We start from the raw sequence: 16,390 nt of genomic DNA, 5'->3' as shown, positions 1-16,390 counted from the left end.
GGCGCGGCTGCGAGGTGGGTTCGGCGTGCTTGGGTGGATTAATCGTCGGCGTCGGTAGACAGCGCGGCCACGAAGGCCTCCTGCGGCACCGAGACGGAGCCCAGCGTCTTCATGCGCTTCTTACCGGCCTTCTGCTTCTCCAGCAGCTTGCGCTTACGGGAGATATCGCCGCCGTAGCACTTAGCCAGCACGTCCTTGCGCATAGCGCGGATGTTTTCGCGAGCGATGATCTTCGAGCCGATGGCCGCCTGGACGGGCACCTCGAACTGCTGGCGCGGGATGAGCTCCTTGAGCTTCTTGGTCATCTTATTGCCGTACCACTGGGCGGAATCGCGGTGGACAATGGCAGAAAAGGCGTCGACCGGGTCGCCGTTGAGCAAGATGTCGACCTTTACCAAGTCCGCGAGCTGCTCGCCGGCCTCTTCATAGTTCAGCGAAGCGTAGCCCTTGGTGCGGGACTTGAGCATATCGAAGAAGTCGAAGATGATTTCGCCGAGCGGCATGGTGTAGCGCAGCTCAACGCGGTCCTCGGAAAGGTAGTCCATGCCGCCCATCTGGCCGCGCTTGGACTGGCACAACTCCATGGTGGGGCCGACGAACTGCTCGGGCACGATGACGGTCATCTTCACCACGGGCTCATAGACCTCATTGAGCTTTCCTTCCGGCCAGTCAGACGGGTTGTGGACCCACTTTTCCTCGCCGTCTTCAGCCACCACGCGGTAGGTTACCGATGGCGCGGTGGAAATCAGGTCGAGGCCGAACTCGCGCTCCAAGCGGTCGCGGGTGATTTCCATGTGCAACAGGCCCAAGAAGCCGCAGCGGAAACCAAAGCCGAGGGCGACGGAGGTTTCGGGCTCGAAGGTCAAGGAGGCGTCGTTAAGCTGCAGCTTTTCCAGGGCATCGCGCAGGTCCGGGAAGTCGGCCTGGGAAATGGGGAAAAGGCCAGAGTAGACCATCGGGTCCGGGTCTTTGTAGCCCTTGAGTGGGGTTTCGGCGCCGCCGTTGGACCAGGTGACGGTATCGCCCACCTTGGTCTCGCGGACGTCCTTTACGCCGGTGATGAGGTAGCCCACCTCGCCAGGTCCCAAGCCTTCGCACTTTTGCATCGTGGGCGAGACGATGCCGATTTCCAGCAGCTCATGGTTGGCGTTGGTCGACATCATGGTGACCTTCTGGCGCGGGGTGAGCTTGCCGTCCACCATGCGGATATAGGTCACCACGCCGCGGTAGGTGTCATAGACGGAGTCAAAAATCATGGCGCGGGCCGGCGCATCGGCGTCGAATTCAGAAGACGGCGGCGGTACTAGCTCGCAGACCTTGTCCAGCAGCTCGACCACGCCCTCGCCGGTCTTGCCCGACACGCGCAGCACCTCTTCCGGCTCGCAGCCGATGATATTAGCGATTTCCAGCGCGTATTTTTCCGGGTCGGCGGCCGGCAGGTCGATTTTATTGAGGACCGGGATGATTTCCAGGTCGTTTTCCATCGCCAGGTAGAGGTTAGCGAGGGTTTGGGCTTCGATGCCCTGGGCGGCGTCGACAAGCAGGATAGCGCCCTCACACGCCTCGAGCGCGCGGGAGACCTCGTAAGTAAAGTCCACGTGGCCGGGGGTATCGATCATCTGCATGACAATCTGCTCCCCCTGCGCGGTGCCGGACTGGGGCACCCACGGCAGGCGCACGTTCTGCGCCTTAATGGTGATGCCGCGCTCGCGCTCGATGTCCATATTATCGAGGAACTGGTCACGCATATCGCGCTCCGCAACCACCTTGGATAGCTGCAGGATGCGGTCCGCCAGCGTCGACTTGCCGTGGTCGATGTGAGCAATAATGCAGAAGTTTCGGATTCGGGCGGGATCCGTAAACGTCGTGGCCGCAAAGTTTTCAGACATACGTCTACAATAGTCGACATGAAAAGCGCCATGCTCACCCGTCTGCGCCAAGCGCTGGGAATCAGCGAGCGCGAGCCGATAGACACCGGCCTGAGCCGCATTAATTCCCGGTTGGGGCTGGATAGGTCGGATGAGTTCCACGAGCCGCGCAAGGCCGCCGATATCCGGGTAGAGGCCACCGCCTCCCACCCCCGCTCCATATTTTTCTCCCCCGATATGGACGGCCAGGCCGATTCCGGCGAGGTGGTCTGGGTGTGGGTGCCGGCCGAGGGAAAGCAGTCTCCGCCGCGCGAGCGCGCCATTTTGGTCGTGGGCCGCACCCGCACCACGGTGATGGGGTTGCTTATCTCCCCCAACCCAAAGCATGCGCTTGACGACGCCTGGCTGGAAATCGGTTCCGGCGAGTGGGACGAGTCCGGGTGCGATTGCTGGGTGCGCCTCGACCGCCTGCTCGAGGTATCCGAGGAGCAGGTGCGCCGGCAAGGCACGCTTTTTCCGGAACGCAGATTCGAACGAATCGCGAATAGGTTGCGGGCGCGCTACCACTGGGCCTAGCCGCCGCGCGGCCGGCGGCCACGGGGAGAGTTTTGGCAGGTCGGGTTCGGTACTGCTATTGTGTGTTGGTTACTTACTTGCCGGGCGCACTGGTCGGGGCGGGCAGGACCTTGGGTTCGCTCTTCGAATACCAGCGCCGAGCGCCAGTGAATGCTGGCCGCGGGAGTAGTCCGAGTAGGTCGGTTTCTATGTCAATCACTTTCGATTACTAAGAGGTATTTTTCATGGCAAATATCAAGTCCAAGCAGAAGCGCGTTATCACCAACGAGAAGGCACGTCAGCGTAACAAGTCCGTTCGCTCCGCCGTCCGTACCGAGATCCGCAAGTTCCGCGAGACCGTTGCCGCTGGCGACAAGGCTGCTGCTGAGAAGCAGCTGCGCGTGGCATCCCGCGCCCTGGACAAGTCCGTGTCCAAGGGTGTCTTCCACCGCAACACCGCAGCCAACAAGAAGTCCGGCATGGCTTCCGCGTTCAACAAGATGGACTAAGAGCCATTGCACAGATTATCCCCCGGTCGCGCTCTACGGAGCGCGCCCGGGGGATTTTCTTAGCTTATTTTGGGCGGCGGAACCGGCAGGCAGGGCCGGTGAGACTTAGGCGGGGCGCTTAGGCCAGTTCGTCGTTGAAGTAGTCTTCGAAGATGGCGCCGGCGTTGTGGAAGGCGTCGGCAAGCGAAGTGCCGCCACGGGTTTCCACAAAGGTCTCATAGGCGGTCAGCAACTGGGTGTAGATAATGTTGACGGTCGGCGTGAGGCGCGGATCGGAGGACTTCCAACCCTCACGGGCCTGTACCGCCTGGCGGACGCGCTGAATGATGCGGCTATTGCGCTGGCAGTACAGGGCGCGCAGCTTCGTGTCCTTTGCCAGTGCCTGGGCCGTGAGCTGGGAAATTTCGGGGAAGAACTCATTGCCTACGGCACGGTTGAATTCGGCCATGGCCATGATTTCGGAATCTTCGCGCAGGCTTCCGGTGGGTAATCCGGCGGCGAAATTCTGGAATTGGCTCTCTACTTCCTCCGAAAATTCGGGGCCTAAAACTGCCGATTCTTTGTCTTTTATGTGATTGAAAAGGGTACGGCGGGAAACGCCTACCTCGTGTGCGAGTTCCTCCATGGTGAACCCGTCATAACCTCTCTGGATGACGAGGTTGAGCGCAGCGACTCGGATTTTTGATATACGCGGCATAAATGCCCCTTTCTGTCCCGACGCCCTTTAAGCTTCAGTATCTTTTCTTTCTCCCTAAAGAATTGTGAGGAAATTCTATTTTGCCTACAAACTAAGGGATTTTGGGGCGATTTTATTACCTTATATTCGGTCAGGGAAACCGCCATGCGCTTCGCGGGAATTCCCCGCCTACGCGGCGGCGAGTTTGCGCCCGTCATGGCACTAATCAGGAAAACTGTGACGTTGGACAACCAGGCCGCCACGCTCGCGCGGCCGGTCCCACACCTTATCCGCTCGTGCGTTCGAAAGCCCGATGGTGCTCGTGTCCGGTGGGGCGGCTAAGATGAGTCAACGATGAAAAACGTTAAGCCACTGGTGAAATGGGCGGGCGGGAAGCGCCAGCTCTTGCCGCATATCCACGCCGCCCTGCCGGCGGAGGCCCCGCGGCGATTTTATGAACCCTTCATTGGTGGCGGTGCGGTGCTTTTCTCTCTCGAACCGGCCAGCGCACGGGTCAACGATCTCAATGGTGAGCTCATCAACCTCTATGAGGTGGTGCGCGGCGGCGTCGATGAGCTCATTGAGGAACTCGCGGGCTACCCCAATGAGGCAGAGTTTTTCTATGCGCTGCGCGCAGTGGACCGGGATGCCCACAGGTTTGCCGCCCTCTCCCCCGTCGAGCGCGCCGCGCGAACGTTGTATCTGAATCGCACCTGCTATAACGGCCTGTACCGCGTGAACGCGGCCGGCCAATTTAATGCCCCGTTTGGGCGTTATAAGAATCCCACCATCTGCGATGAGGACACGCTGCGCGCGGTGCACCGCTATTTTGCGGACAATGATGTGGCCTTCTCGCAGGGTGATTTCGCCGCGGCGGTAGCAGAGGCGCGCGAAGGAGATTTTGTCTACTTTGACCCGCCCTATGACCCGGTGAACGTGACGAGTTCGTTTACCGGCTACCAAAAGGGCGGCTTTGACCGTGCGGAGCAAGAGCGCCTCAAAGAGGTCTGCGATGACTTGGATAGGCGCGGGGTGAAGTTCCTGTTGTCTAATTCGGCCACCGAGTTCATCCGCGAGCTCTATGCGGACTATGAAGTAGGCATCGTGGGCGCGACGCGGGCGATTAACTCCGTTGGTTCGAAGCGGGGCAAGGTCGACGAGGTCCTGGTGCGCAACTACGAGGTCCGCGGTGACTAGCGGGCCGGAAGCGCAGGAGCTGCGGGCGCGCTTTGGTGTGCCAGAAACGGTGAAGCTCGGCGTCAATGACTGGGGCTGGCTGCGCATCCTGGCGGCAGGATACGACGCGGAGCTGGAGCGGCGCGGGTATTTCTATATCGGCGCGCGGGAGCTAGAACGGCTTTCGGGCCGGCAGCCGCGGCTGATGGCCAAGCATGATTTTTCTACGTCGCGGCCGTGGATCTTTCAGCGTCTCCAGCTGGGAATCGTGCCGGTCAGCCGCAGCGAATACCTGGTGGGCCGGTTCAACCTCTACGAGCGGTTTCCAGAAACGCAGCGCGGCGAGGTACGCACGCTGGAGCTGCCGGCAGGTCTGGACACACTCTCGTTGGAGGGGGTGAGCTCGGAGGCGGTGGCGTTAAATGGGGCGTCGGCAAGCGGGATGCTGGAAAATTTTTTGGGATGCGGGCCATTGCAGGCGACGGTGGCCGGGCGCATGTCCACGCGCGGGCTTAAGGTGCGGCTGCCGGACTTGGGCGTGGATGTGGCGGTGGACCGCGCGCAGATGGAGATCGACGGCGGCTTCGAATCGCTCGAGCACCTGGTGCTGGTGGAGGCGAAGAACCACCTTTCGGACGATTTCAATATCCGGCAGCTATATTTTCCGTATCGCCGGTTCCAGCAGCGCCTGGCCAAGGATGTCGTGCCGGTTTACCTGGTGTATTCCAATGGTATTTTCCACCTGTACCGCTATGAATTTCGGGACCCGGCGGATTTTCGCAGCATTGCGCTGGTTGATAGTGCCCGCTACGCGCTGTCCGCCTCGACCCTGGACGCGCAGGCGGCGCTCGACATTGTGCGGGCGGTGGAGCCCGATCCCGAGCCGGCCGTGCCCTTCCCCCAGGCCAATAGTTTCGAGCGGGTGGTCAACCTGCTGGAGCTCATCGCCCTGCAGCCGCTGAGCAAGGCGGAGATTACCCAGCGCTATGATTTCGACCCGCGCCAGGCGGATTATTATGCCAACGCCGCGCGCTACCTGGGCCTGGCGGAGCCGGTGGAGGACACGTGGGAGCCGACGGAGCACGGGCGGCGGGTTATCGAGCAGCCGCAGCGCGACGCCCGGAATGCGGCGCTCATACGGGCGCTGGCGGCGCGGCGGGTTTTCCGCGAGGTGCTGGAGCTCAGCTTGGCCCGCGGCGCGGTGGCTAGCACCGCGGAGATTTGTGCGGCCATGGAGGGGCTGGGGCTGAGCTTGGCGACGTCCCGGCGGCGCGCCTCCACCGTCGCTCGCTGGACCCAGTGGGTGCTGGACACGGTAGCTGAGGGTACGCCGCGCCTGTTTTAAGCCAGCAGGTTCTGCCCGCCGGAGATGATGAGGACGATGCCGGCGATGATGAAGAAGAGGCCAGAGCCGATGTCGATCCACGGGCCGGCGGCGATGAGCTTGCGGCGCACGGCATTGGTGGAAATTACCGTGGCGACGACGAGGAAGAAGAGGAAGGCCGACAGCGAGAGCGAGAGTGTCAGCGCAATGGCCAACCAGATGGGTGGGCTAGCCGGAAGCAGCGGGGCGATCATCGCGGCGAGGAAGAGCACGATTTTTGGGTTGGACATATTAGTGGCTAGGCCGACCTTGAAGGCGGTGCGCAGGCGGCCGAGCTGGGCGGCGGCGTCTTCAAGGTCTACCGGTGGATTGGCGCGCTGGGCGATGCCGCTGCGCAACGCGCGGGTTCCCATAAACACCAAAAAGCAGCCTCCGATGGCCTGGACCGCGCCGAGGATTTCCGGGAAGGCCGTCAGCAGCGCGGCGGCGCCAAAGACGGTGGCGGCGCTCCAAAAGAGCACGCCGATCTGGATGCCGGCGGCCGCGGCAATGGCGTGGCGGCGCGAGCGGGTGGCGTAGCGGGTCACCAAAATGATGTCCGGTCCCGGCGAGGCGACGCCCACCAGGTTCATCAGCAACAGGGTGAAGAAGGATGTCCAGGTCACTCCCCCGCCTCGCTTTCGAGCCGCGGGAGAAGGTCGTCGCGGCCAAACATGCGGGCGGAATCCAGCGCGGAGGGATGGCCGGCGGCGGGGTCGGCGTGGGCGGAAAGGAGGGCGTCGATAACCGCGTCTTCCTTCTTGAAGATGGCACCGGCCAGTGGGGACTGGCCGCGGTCATTGAGCTGGTTGACGTCCGCGCCGGCGCGGGCAAGTGCGGTAACCAGCTCGGCGTGGCCGTGATAGGCAGCGAGCATAATAAAGGACTGGCCTTCGTGGTTAACGAGGTCGATATTTACGCCGTGGTCGATATAGGCGAGGAGGTCCAGGTTGCCCTCGCGCGCCATGTCGAAGAGTCGACCGGCGAATTCTTGCACTTGCGTCTCAGACATGGTTTCTAGCTTATCGCGCCAGTTCCGCGACGCGTTTGACGGCCGCCTCTATGGCGAATTCGGGCTCGCCGCCTTGCCCTTTGACGGCGGCATCGAGCTCGGAGACGAGGATAACCGCCTTGGTGACATTATCGGCGGACCAGCGGCGGGCCACGGGCTGGGTCATTTTGACCACGTAGGGTGCCAGACCGGTTTGGCTCGCCAGCGAATACTGGTCCCCGCGCGCGGAGTAGAGGCGGGCGACGGCGCCGACCTTATTGGCCAACGCGGCGGCAATCGCCACGGGGCTCGCGCCCAGCTGGAGGGCGCGGCGGCAGGTGGATACGGCGGCTTCGACGCGGCCGGCGACGGCGGCGTCGGCAATGTCCCAATTGGCCACCTCGGCCACGCCGACGTAGTAGTTTTGCACCGCTTCGCGGGTAACGTTGCCGCCGGTGTCGGAGACCAACTGAGAGATGGCCGAAGCCAGCTCGCGCAGGTCAGAGCCCACGCCCTCGAGCACGGCGTGGATAACGTCCGGGGTGGGGCGCACGCCGTGGCTGGAAAATTCGCGGGTGGCCCACTGGCCCAGCTCATTGGGGTAGAGCGAGAAGACCTCGTGGACCTCAGCAATCTTGCGCAGCTTGGCCACGAGCTCGGGCTGCTTCTTCTTTTTCTTCAGCGTCTTGGCCGTCACGGAGTAGATGATGACCATGGTCATGCCCGGCGCGGGGTTGGCGCAGGCGCGCAGGATGATATCGACTACTTCTTTGCCGGCGCGCTCGCAGTCGCTGATGACGATGACGCGGTTATCGCCAAAGAGCGACGGGCTGGTGGCCTCGAGGATTTCGCCTTCAGAGACCTCGGAGGCCTTGAGCTTCGTCAGCTCGGGCCGAGCACCGGTGGGGCCGCTCTCCTCGGCCGCGGCGCGCTGAATCTGCAGGCGGGCGCGTTCGGTGAGGAATTCATCGTCGCCGAGGATGAGGTGTACTGGAGGCATGCCCGCCATTCTAGCCTGCGGCCAGGCCGAGCCAGGCGATGCCCGCCAGCGTCAGCGCCAAGGTGAGCCACGGGCGGTGATAGAGGAGGCCGGCGATGATCCAGGCGTAGGCAAGCAGCGTAAAAAGCGGGTTGGCGGGGATGGTGACTACGGGTAGGTGGGCCACGCCGTGGGCGATGGTATTAATCCACCAGGAGAAGGGCTCGATGAGGCGCAGCAGGCCGGCGCCCAGCACATCGAGCGGGCCGAGCTGGGCAAAGATGGCGGCGAAAAGCCCCACGATGGTAATCGGCACGGTGGCAGGCTCGACCAGGATATTGGCCAGCACGGAAACGACGGATACCTCACCGGACATGAGTGCTACCAGCGGCAGGGTGACGATATCGGCCGCGATGGCCACGGCAACCGCGCGCAGGAAGATGGCGGGCCAGCCGGTCACGGCCAAGTGCTTATAGATGAGCGGGCTCAGCGCCACGATGCCGAGCGTCGCCGCACAGGATAGGGCGAAGCCGAAGTGCACGGCGAGGTCGGAATCCACAAAGAGCAGCGCGATGATGCCGAGGCTTAAGGCATGGATGGGCTCCATGCGGGTGGAATTGAGCACAGCAAGCAGCCCCACTACCCCGGCGACGGCCGCGCGCTGGACGGAGGGTTCGAAGCCCACAAGCAGAACATAGGTGGCAAGGGCGCACAGGGAAGCGGCCACGCGGGCGCGGGGCCCGAGCGCGAAGGCGGCGCAGACCACGGCCGCGGCGGAGCAGACTATGGCCACATTGGCGCCGGATACAGCACTCAAGTGGGAGAGCCCGGTGGCGATATACAGGTCACGCTCGGCGGTATCTTGCAGCGCGGTATCGCCGAGTACCATGCCGGGGATAAGGCCCTGGCTGGAAGGACCGACGGTATCGAGTACCAGCGCGCGGAAATTCTCGGCCACCTCGGCCGCCCAGCCGGCCAGGCCTTCGGGTTCGGCGGTTACCTGCACGTCGGTGGCATTGGCGCTAAGCTTTCCGACGCCCGCCCTATCCGACTCCCCTACCCTTACCCTGGCCGTAACCTCGGTGCCAGCGGCCGCTGGGACTGGTTCTGGGCTAAAGACCGGCAGCTGGGTCGGGTATCCCGGAACCTTGAGCTTGAGCAGCCAGCCGCCCGTACTGGTCTGCGTTGGTGCAGTGACAAGGCGCCCGGTGACTTCGCTGCCGAGGTCGAAGGCGGCGGCGCGAGCCTGGCGCACCGCGGCGACGAGCGCCGCACCCCCAGCGACCGCCCCGCAAAAGAGCGCTTGGCCCCATTGACGGGCAATGAGGCACAGCGCGACGACGACCGCGATGAGTGCGATGGCCCAGCCGCGGCCGGCGAGCAGCACGGCGATGACGGCCAGCCAAGCGGTGGCCGCGCCGGGGACGAGCCGCAGTTCTCGCATCGCACGCTCGAGCTCGGGTTAGAGCTGGACCTGGTCTTTGAGCTGCGCCAGCTTCGCCGGGCCGATGCCGGAGACCTCGAGGAGCTCTTCTACATCCTTGAAACCGCCGTGCTCCTCGCGGTAGGCCACGATGGCCTGCGCGGTCACCTCGCCGACGCCCTTGAGTTCGGTGAGCTCCTCGGCGGTGGCGCTATTGAGGCTCACGCCGCTGCCGCTAGCGCTGCCACCGGGACTGCTGGGGTTGTCCCCGGCTGGGGTAGGTTCGCCGGGTGCGGGAGCTGGGGCGGCGCCGGAGGGCAGAATGTGGAGCTGTTGGCCGTCGGAAAGCCGCTGCGCATGGTTGAGAGCCATAGTCTCGGCGCCTGGTAGCGGCTGGGCGGCGTCGAGGGCATCGGCCACACGCGCGCCGGGCTCGAGTGTTTTCAGCCCGGGCTCTGCAACTTCGCCGATGACCGAGACGATGATTTCCCTGGGCTCCTCGCTAGGGGCATCGCTTAATGCCGCGGGCTCGGGCATGCCGGAGGATTCGTCCGAGCGTGCATTGATGCCGAGCCAGACCACCACGCCGATAACGAGAATGACCGCCACGGCGCAAGCCTGCCAAGGGCTGATGCGCAGTCGCGGGCGCGGGTAATCGACGGCGAGGAGCTCTTCCTCGCCGGTGGGTTGGGTAAATTCGCGGAGTCGTTCGCTGATCTTGGGTGCCGCCATGGCGCTGAGGCTAAGCGCAGGCGCAATTAAGCGGTAGGTCGAGCGAAGGTAGCCTGTGGATAACTTGTTGTGGGCGTCCACGAACCCGGCGCGGTGGGCCTAGTTATCCACAGATCGGCGCGGCGGGAAGGCGCGGGGTCGACCACGTGTGTGAGAATGTGCCGGTTCGGTGGGCGGCTCGGAGCTAAACACGGCGGAGACGCCAATGGCGGAGGGGCCGGCGTGGACAGAGAGGACGTCGTTAAGCGGAGTGCAAATGAAGGACGAACCCTGCGGCAGCGCCGCTGCAAGGAGCGCCTCCAACTTGGCGGCCGCGTCTTCGGCCTGGTTGTGCTGGATGGCGATAAAGGCCGGCTCACCGTCCGCGCGGGAGGCGATGAGGTCCACCAGCTTGGTAAAAGCCTTGGTCTGGGTGCGGGTCTTGCCCACCAGCTCCAGCTTGCCACGGGTAATCGACATAATCGGCTTGGTGGCCAACAGCGCCGTAGACAGCACAGCCGTGGCCGGGGAAAGGCGGCCAGAGCGGCGCAGGTCCTCCGTGGAATGCAGGTAAACCCAGGTAGCCGCGCGTGAGAGGGTATCGATGGCCGCGGCGTAGCACTCGTCCAAGCTGGCGCCGCGGGAGGCGAGCTTAGCCGCGGACATGGCGGCCGCGCCCATGGCCATACCGGCCGAACCGGAGTCAATTACCCGCACTGTGTGCGGAAAGACGCCGGAGGCGGATACCGCGGCGGAATAGGTGGAAGATAGCTCTTTGGACAGGTGAATGGCCACCACGCCATCATCCTGGGCACGCTCCATTTCGCGGCCATAGGCGGCAGCCAACTCCAGCGCGCTCAAGCCCGAGGTGGAGCGCTCCAGGCCATCCTTGCCGTGGCTTTCCATAAGGTGCAGGTCAATGATGGTGATGGATAGCTGCTCCGCCAGCTCAGGCGGCAGGCCCGCGGAGGAATCCGTAATGACGCGAACCGCCACTAGATATCCGCCCCGCCGTCCCCGGTGACCTCGCCGCCCATATTCCAGCCGTCGAAATACCACTGGGCGCTGCCCACATTGTCTGGGGTGAACTCCAAGGAGGACAGCGGGGTTTCCGGGTTGAAATCAGGGCGGGCCGTCAGCTGTGACCAGTGCGTATTCTTCAGGCCGGAAAGGATTCCGTACTGCGCATGGTCCAGGCCCAGCAGGTGGCAGGTCAGCGCCGAGATAGCGCCGCCATGGGCCACGATGAGGACGGGGCCGTGGTCCCAGCCGGCGAAGTCTGCCATGAGCTCATCGATGACGGGGCGGGCGCGCTCGGCCACATCCACGCGGGATTCGCCCTGCGGCGGCGCCCAGGTGGGGTCATGGCGCCAAATGGCGCGTGCGCCAGGGAACTCGGCATCTACTTCGGCGGAGGTTCTTCCCTGCCACTGGCCTAGGTGCGTCTCGCGTAGGCGGGCATCCGTGGTGAATTCCACGCCAAGGGCCTCGGCGACCACGCGCGCAGTTTCGCGCGCGCGGAGGAGGTCGGAGGCGACGATTTTAGACACGCCCTGATCCTGCAGCAGGCGCCCGGCGGCGCGGGCCTGCTCATAGCCTAGCTCGGACAGCTCGGTGTCCAAGTGGCCCTGCATGCGGCCGGTGGCGTTATAGGTAGTTTGTCCGTGGCGGATCAGGATCAGGCGGCGGCTCATGCGGGCTTAAAGCTCCTCGTCCTCACCAGGGACCTTATCGGCCAGTGGGAGCTCATCGATGGAATCGACTTCGCGCGGGTTAACGCCATTGGTCCATTCGCCCGGGCGCTCTGGGGCCTCGATGCCCTCGATCTCCAGTGCCGGGCAATCGTGGTACAGGCGGTCTAGGCCGTAGAACTCGCGCTGGTCATTGCGCTGAACGTGGACGACGATATTGCCATAATCCAGCAGCACCCAACGGTTCTCGCGGTTGCCTTCGCGGCGCTGCGGCTCGAAGCCTTGCTTGGTCATTTCGTCTTCGACTTCATCCACGATGGAGCCCACCTGGCGCTCGTTGTCTGCAGAAGCGAGCACGAAGACCTCGGTAATAGCGAGGACATCGGAGACATCAATGGCCGCGATATTGGTGGCCAGCTTTTCTTGCGCGGCGTGGGCCGCGGTTTCTGCCATGCGGCGGGCGAGATCAGAAGTAGACAATGTGTAAAAATTCCCTTTTCGCGTCTGAGTATATTCGGTATGAACTATCTCTATTGAGAGTCTATTCTTGCACGTTTAGCAGGCCCGTGCCCAAAATCTTGGGAAGGCCGCGGAAGTTTCTACAAAGGCTTATCTGGGTTGGGCCCGTAGAGATTATTCTTGGTGATGTACTGCACCACCCCATCCGGAACGAGGTACCACACGGGCTGGCCTTGAGCGGCGCGTTCGCGGCAAGCGGTAGAAGAGATAGCCATCGCGGGAATGTCAATAAGATCGATATCCTCCTGCGCATCGGAGGGCAGCATATCGGCGCTTAGCTCATAGCCGGGGCGGGTAACGCCCACAAAGTGCGCCATCTCCAGCATCTCTTCCCAGTTATGCCAGCTCATGATGGATGCCAGCGAATCGGCACCGGTAATGAAATAAAACTCCGCCTCCGGGAAGAGTTCGCGCAGGTCGCGCAGCGTATCGATGGTATAGGTAGGCCCCTCGCGGTCAATGTCTACGCGCGAGACGGTAAAGCGCGGGTTGGATGCGGTGGCCACCATCGTCATCAAGTAGCGGTGCTCGGCCGCGGTGACGTCGCGGTGGGACTTTTGCCACGGCTGGCCGGTGGGAACAAAGACGACGGTATCGAGGGCAAACCGGTGTGCAGCCTCGCTGGCCGCTACCAAGTGGCCATTGTGGATGGGATCAAAAGTGCCACCCATGATGCCGATGCGCTGTGGGCTAGTCATGGGTGGTGATTATAGTCGCACTACTAGGGGCGGGTCTGACCGGTACCCTGCAGGATCCACTTGGTAGAGGTCAGCTCCGGAAGTGCCATCGGGCCGCGGGCATGCAGCTTCTGGGTGGAAATGCCGATTTCCGCACCCATGCCGTAGACCTCGCCATCGGTAAAGGCGGTAGAGGCATTGAGCATGACCGCAGCGGCATCCACTTCGTTGCCGAACTTCACTAGGACGTCGGCGTCTTGCGCGGCGATGGCCTCGGTGTGGCCGGTGGTGAATTCGGCGATGTGCGCAATGGCACCGTCGACGCCGTCGACCACCTTGGCGCAGATATCCATGGACAGCGACTCTTCGCGCCAGTCCTCATCGGTGGCCTGCACGGCATCCTTAACGCCGAAAGCCTCGAGCTCGGCGACGTCGCCGTGGATGGTCACGCCCGCCTCCTGCAGCGCGGTGACGATGCGCAGCTTGGCAGAGTCGTCCAAGGCGGCGTCGATAAGCACGCACTCCGTGGAGTTGCACACGGAGGTGCGGCGGGTCTTGCCGTTGATGACCATGTCGATGGCCTTGTTCAGGTCCGCAGAGGCGTCCACGTAGAAGTGGCAGTTGCCGGTGCCGGTCTCAATGGCTGGGACGGTGGCACCGGTGACGACGGCCTCAATAAGCTTGGCGCCACCGCGCGGAATGACCAGGTCCACCAGGCCGCGAGCAGTGATGAGGTCCTGGACGGAATCGTGGGTCTCGCATGGCAGAAGCTGCACGGCCTCGCGCGGAAGGTCGAACTCGGTGAGGGTATCCTGCAGGATTTCTACCAGCTTGGCATTGGAGTTGCGTGCGGACTTGGAACCGCGCAACAGCGGCACGTTACCGGACTTAATGGCCAGGCCGAAGGCGTCCACGGTGACATTCGGGCGGGCCTCATAGACCATGCCCATGACACCGAGCGGAACGCGCACCTGCTTCATCTGAATGCCGTTGTCCATGGTGCGGCCCTGCAGGATCTCCCCTACTGGGTCCTGCAGGCCGGCTACCTGGCGCAGGCCACCGGCGATGCCTTCGACTCGCGCGGCGTCGAGGGACAGGCGGTCAATGAGGGACTCGGACATGCCGCGCTCGCGGCCAGCTTCGATGTCCTGCTTATTAGCGGCGAGGATATCCTCGGTGTGGGCAATGAGGTTTTCGGCTGCGCGCTGCAAGATTTCGTTCTTGCGCGGCGTGGACAGCTGCGCTACGACGGGCGCTACGTCCTTAGCAGCACGGGCTTTGGACAGAACTTCTTCGCGTTCAGTGTTGCTCATGTCATACCAGCCTAACGAAAGGCCACGCGCATTTCAGCGACCTCAGCCGCGGTGGGGTTGAGCTGGCCATCGTCAGCGCGGCTACCGGGGCTATCCATCAGTAGCCGGCTTCAATATCTACTTCCGTGGAGATTGCTTCACCGGCGGCAAAGCGCTCCATGACCTTTGCAGCATGCGCACCGATGCGGCGGCGCACCGAATACGGCGGATTGGCCAGATGCGGGGTGATGACTACGTTGGGCATCTCCCATAGCGGGTGCCCGTCGGGCAGCGGCTCGGGGTCGGTGACATCCAAGCCGGCGCCGGCGATGTGGCCGTCACGCAGGGCTTCAACCAGCGCATCGGTATCCACCAGTGGCCCACGGCCGACATTGATAATCACGGCGTGGTTCGGCATGGCGCGGAAGGCAGCGGCGTCGAATAGCTGGTGGGTCTGGTCCGTGAGCGGCGCAAGCGCCACAAAATAGTCGGCGGCCGGCCACACGCGCTCGATGTCGGCCGTGGCGAAGGTTTCATCGGCGCCCTCCACCGGATTGCCGGAGCGATTGACCGCAATGATGCGCGGGCCAAAGCCCTCTAGCATGCGGATAAGCCGCTTGCCGATGCCCCCGGCACCCACCACCGCAACCGTCTTGTCCTCAAAAAGGAAGCTGGTGTGCGCCTCCACCTCATCGCGGTTATTCCAGCTCGTGCCCACGCGCTTATGCGCATGCAACTGCGCGAGCAGAAGCGCAATGGTGGATTCGGCCACGGTGGCATCATAAAGCCCGGCCGCGTTGGACCAGCGAGCGGTGGTATCGCGCATGACCTCGAGCAGATGGTCCACCCCGGCAAAAGGAACCTGCACCAAGCCCACGTTCGGTGGCAGGGGCTGTGGGAAATCATCTGGACCGCCGTTGAAGATGAGCACCTCGGCCTCCTCCAGCGGGGCACGCGCGTGGCCGGCAGCATCGAGGGCCTGCAGGGTTTCCTCCCACGGGGTGGGCAGCATCGCGTACTTCATTAGTAGCCAGCCTCCGCATCGACGCGGGTGGGCATGGCCTCTCCCCTCTCCCACGCCGCGGCATTGGCGTTAAAGATAGCGCCCAGGTGGTACTGCGCCACGTGCGCGGAGGCGGCCATGTGCGGCGTCATGGTGCAATTGGGTAGGTCATAAAGCGGGTGGCCATCGGGCAGCGGCTCGGGATCCATAACCTCCAAGCCGGCGCCGGCGATTTCGCCGCTGCGCAAGGCTTCCACAAGGTCATCGGTAACCACGGTGCTGCCGCGGCCGACGTTGATAAAGATGGCGGAGGGTTTCATGGCGCGGAAGGTGGCGGCATCGATAAGCCCCTCGGTGTCCTTGGTGGCCGGCAGAATGCAGAAAATAAAATCCGCTTCACCCCACACGCTTTCGGCCTGGTCCATGGGCACGACCTCATCGGCGCCCTCCACCGCGCGGCCGGAGCGATTGACCGCAGTAATGTGCACGCCAAAGGGCTGCAGGAGCTTAATGAGCTGCTTGCCGATGCCCCCAGCGCCAAAGATCGCTACCCTCTTCGGTCCTTGCTGGTCATAGAGCCAGGCCTGGGACTCGTCCAGCTCCTTGGCCACCGACCAGGTAGCGGCTTGGGCGAAAGCCTTATGGTGGTGCGCCTGGGAAAGGGCCAGCCCGAGTGCGGACTCGGCCACTGGCTGGGCAAAAGCGCCGGCGGAGTTGCACCATGGCACGCCGTCTGGGGTGATGACGCCTGCATCGATGAGCTGATTGACGCCGGTAAAACAATGCTGCACCCAGCCGATATTCGCCGGCATCTCCGGAATGCGGCGCGGGTTGGGCGCATTATTGATATAGACCTCGGCGTCCTCGATGTTGCTTACGCGTTGGTGCCCAGCAGCCTCGATGTCTTCTACCATCGGCTGCCAGGTTTCCGGTCCCATGAAATACTTCATGCCCCAA

General features: G+C 63.3%; 18 protein-coding genes. 4 read left to right on the top strand and 14 right to left on the bottom strand.

Annotated features, from left to right (window positions below; genetic code table 11):
* Positions 1-38: 38 nt before the first annotated feature.
* Entirely contained in the window at positions 39-1,889 is a 1,851-nt protein-coding gene (lepA, locus tag MHK09_RS01745) for a translation elongation factor 4 (protein WP_005324118.1), read from the bottom strand.
* 18 nt (positions 1,890-1,907) lie between these two features.
* Here lepA and MHK09_RS01740 point away from each other — a divergent pair, with 18 nt between their 5' ends.
* Both MHK09_RS01740 and rpsT read left to right on the top strand, forming a co-directional pair.
* Positions 1,908-2,444 (top strand): type II toxin-antitoxin system PemK/MazF family toxin, encoded by a 537-nt coding sequence (locus MHK09_RS01740; protein ID WP_005324116.1) that lies wholly within the window; start codon positions 1,908-1,910, stop codon positions 2,442-2,444.
* Between the two features lie 224 nt (positions 2,445-2,668).
* On the top strand, positions 2,669-2,932 hold the full coding sequence (gene rpsT / locus MHK09_RS01735) for a 30S ribosomal protein S20 (RefSeq protein WP_005324114.1): 264 nt from the start codon (positions 2,669-2,671) through the stop codon (positions 2,930-2,932).
* 118 nt (positions 2,933-3,050) lie between these two features.
* On the opposite strand, the gene MHK09_RS01730 is transcribed toward rpsT, so the two are convergent.
* Positions 3,051-3,629: a TetR/AcrR family transcriptional regulator gene (locus tag MHK09_RS01730; protein ID WP_285440129.1), complete on the bottom strand. Its 579-nt coding sequence runs from the start codon at positions 3,627-3,629 to the stop codon at positions 3,051-3,053.
* 333 nt (positions 3,630-3,962) lie between these two features.
* Here MHK09_RS01730 and MHK09_RS01725 point away from each other — a divergent pair, with 333 nt between their 5' ends.
* Positions 3,963-4,805: a DNA adenine methylase gene (locus MHK09_RS01725; protein WP_250412484.1), complete on the top strand. Its 843-nt coding sequence runs from the start codon at positions 3,963-3,965 to the stop codon at positions 4,803-4,805.
* Positions 4,798-6,129, top strand: coding sequence for a type II restriction enzyme (locus MHK09_RS01720; RefSeq protein ID WP_250412483.1), 1,332 nt, complete (start codon positions 4,798-4,800; stop codon positions 6,127-6,129). Before MHK09_RS01725 ends, MHK09_RS01720 begins: the two co-directional genes overlap by 8 nt.
* On the opposite strand, the gene MHK09_RS01715 is transcribed toward MHK09_RS01720, so the two are convergent.
* The 12 genes from MHK09_RS01715 to MHK09_RS01660 all read right to left on the bottom strand — a co-directional run bounded on the left by MHK09_RS01715 (position 6,126) and on the right by MHK09_RS01660 (position 16,383).
* Entirely contained in the window at positions 6,126-6,773 is a 648-nt protein-coding gene (locus MHK09_RS01715; protein WP_250412482.1) for a LysE family translocator, read from the bottom strand. The two genes, MHK09_RS01720 and MHK09_RS01715, sit on opposite strands and share 4 nt — an antisense overlap.
* Positions 6,770-7,159: an ankyrin repeat domain-containing protein gene (locus tag MHK09_RS01710; protein WP_250412481.1), complete on the bottom strand. Its 390-nt coding sequence runs from the start codon at positions 7,157-7,159 to the stop codon at positions 6,770-6,772. Before MHK09_RS01710 ends, MHK09_RS01715 begins: the two co-directional genes overlap by 4 nt.
* A 10-nt stretch (positions 7,160-7,169) precedes the next feature.
* On the bottom strand, positions 7,170-8,147 hold the full coding sequence (gene holA, locus MHK09_RS01705) for a DNA polymerase III subunit delta (RefSeq protein WP_005324102.1): 978 nt from the start codon (positions 8,145-8,147) through the stop codon (positions 7,170-7,172).
* Position 8,148: 1 nt separating this feature from the next.
* Positions 8,149-9,561: a ComEC/Rec2 family competence protein gene (locus MHK09_RS01700; protein WP_250412480.1), complete on the bottom strand. Its 1,413-nt coding sequence runs from the start codon at positions 9,559-9,561 to the stop codon at positions 8,149-8,151.
* Between the two features lie 18 nt (positions 9,562-9,579).
* Positions 9,580-10,272: a ComEA family DNA-binding protein gene (locus tag MHK09_RS01695; RefSeq protein WP_250412479.1), complete on the bottom strand. Its 693-nt coding sequence runs from the start codon at positions 10,270-10,272 to the stop codon at positions 9,580-9,582.
* 99 nt (positions 10,273-10,371) lie between these two features.
* The gene (locus tag MHK09_RS01690) at positions 10,372-11,247 is read right to left on the bottom strand and encodes a DegV family protein (RefSeq protein ID WP_250412478.1); all 876 of its coding nucleotides are present in this window, start codon (positions 11,245-11,247) and stop codon (positions 10,372-10,374) included.
* On the bottom strand, positions 11,247-11,945 hold the full coding sequence (locus MHK09_RS01685; protein WP_150850877.1) for a histidine phosphatase family protein: 699 nt from the start codon (positions 11,943-11,945) through the stop codon (positions 11,247-11,249). Before MHK09_RS01685 ends, MHK09_RS01690 begins: the two co-directional genes overlap by 1 nt.
* 6 nt (positions 11,946-11,951) lie before the next feature.
* Positions 11,952-12,395, bottom strand: a complete 444-nt coding sequence (gene rsfS, locus MHK09_RS01680) for a ribosome silencing factor (RefSeq protein WP_179387589.1) — start codon at positions 12,393-12,395, stop codon at positions 11,952-11,954.
* A 146-nt stretch (positions 12,396-12,541) separates the two neighbouring features.
* Positions 12,542-13,159, bottom strand: a complete 618-nt coding sequence (gene nadD, locus MHK09_RS01675; protein ID WP_179386870.1) for a nicotinate-nucleotide adenylyltransferase — start codon at positions 13,157-13,159, stop codon at positions 12,542-12,544.
* Between the two features lie 23 nt (positions 13,160-13,182).
* A complete protein-coding gene (locus MHK09_RS01670; protein WP_250412477.1) occupies positions 13,183-14,451 on the bottom strand; it encodes a glutamate-5-semialdehyde dehydrogenase in 1,269 nt (422 codons plus the stop codon).
* 97 nt (positions 14,452-14,548) lie between these two features.
* The gene (locus MHK09_RS01665) at positions 14,549-15,454 is read right to left on the bottom strand and encodes a D-isomer specific 2-hydroxyacid dehydrogenase family protein (RefSeq protein WP_250412476.1); all 906 of its coding nucleotides are present in this window, start codon (positions 15,452-15,454) and stop codon (positions 14,549-14,551) included.
* Positions 15,454-16,383 carry a D-isomer specific 2-hydroxyacid dehydrogenase family protein gene (locus MHK09_RS01660; RefSeq protein ID WP_250412475.1) on the bottom strand — a complete coding sequence of 310 codons (930 nt, stop codon included), beginning with the start codon at positions 16,381-16,383 and terminating at the stop codon, positions 15,454-15,456. The genes MHK09_RS01665 and MHK09_RS01660 overlap by 1 nt, the downstream gene beginning before the upstream one ends.
* Positions 16,384-16,390: the final 7 nt, after the last annotated feature.

The organism is Corynebacterium tuberculostearicum (assembly GCF_022347235.1).
GTDB lineage: Bacteria > Actinomycetota > Actinomycetes > Mycobacteriales > Mycobacteriaceae > Corynebacterium > Corynebacterium tuberculostearicum_F.
This window is presented reverse-complemented; position numbering and strand designations above follow the sequence as displayed.

Coding starts and splice junctions, on each gene's coding strand:
- MHK09_RS01665 (WP_250412476.1), bottom strand. CDS start 15,454: ATGAAGTACGCGATGCTGCCCACCCCGTGGGAGGAAACCCTGCAGGCC.
- MHK09_RS01700 (WP_250412480.1), bottom strand. CDS start 9,561: ATGCGAGAACTGCGGCTCGTCCCCGGCGCGGCCACCGCTTGGCTGGCC.
- MHK09_RS01740 (WP_005324116.1), top strand. CDS start 1,908: ATGAAAAGCGCCATGCTCACCCGTCTGCGCCAAGCGCTGGGAATCAGC.
- nadD (WP_179386870.1), bottom strand. CDS start 13,159: ATGACTAGCCCACAGCGCATCGGCATCATGGGTGGCACTTTTGATCCC.
- rsfS (WP_179387589.1), bottom strand. CDS start 12,395: ATGGCAGAAACCGCGGCCCACGCCGCGCAAGAAAAGCTGGCCACCAAT.
- MHK09_RS01710 (WP_250412481.1), bottom strand. CDS start 7,159: ATGTCTGAGACGCAAGTGCAAGAATTCGCCGGTCGACTCTTCGACATG.
- holA (WP_005324102.1), bottom strand. CDS start 8,147: ATGGCGGGCATGCCTCCAGTACACCTCATCCTCGGCGACGATGAATTC.
- rpsT (WP_005324114.1), top strand. CDS start 2,669: ATGGCAAATATCAAGTCCAAGCAGAAGCGCGTTATCACCAACGAGAAG.
- MHK09_RS01725 (WP_250412484.1), top strand. CDS start 3,963: ATGAAAAACGTTAAGCCACTGGTGAAATGGGCGGGCGGGAAGCGCCAG.
- MHK09_RS01685 (WP_150850877.1), bottom strand. CDS start 11,945: ATGAGCCGCCGCCTGATCCTGATCCGCCACGGACAAACTACCTATAAC.
- MHK09_RS01670 (WP_250412477.1), bottom strand. CDS start 14,451: ATGAGCAACACTGAACGCGAAGAAGTTCTGTCCAAAGCCCGTGCTGCT.
- MHK09_RS01660 (WP_250412475.1), bottom strand. CDS start 16,383: ATGAAGTATTTCATGGGACCGGAAACCTGGCAGCCGATGGTAGAAGAC.
- lepA (WP_005324118.1), bottom strand. CDS start 1,889: ATGTCTGAAAACTTTGCGGCCACGACGTTTACGGATCCCGCCCGAATC.
- MHK09_RS01695 (WP_250412479.1), bottom strand. CDS start 10,272: ATGGCGGCACCCAAGATCAGCGAACGACTCCGCGAATTTACCCAACCC.
- MHK09_RS01730 (WP_285440129.1), bottom strand. CDS start 3,629: ATGCCGCGTATATCAAAAATCCGAGTCGCTGCGCTCAACCTCGTCATC.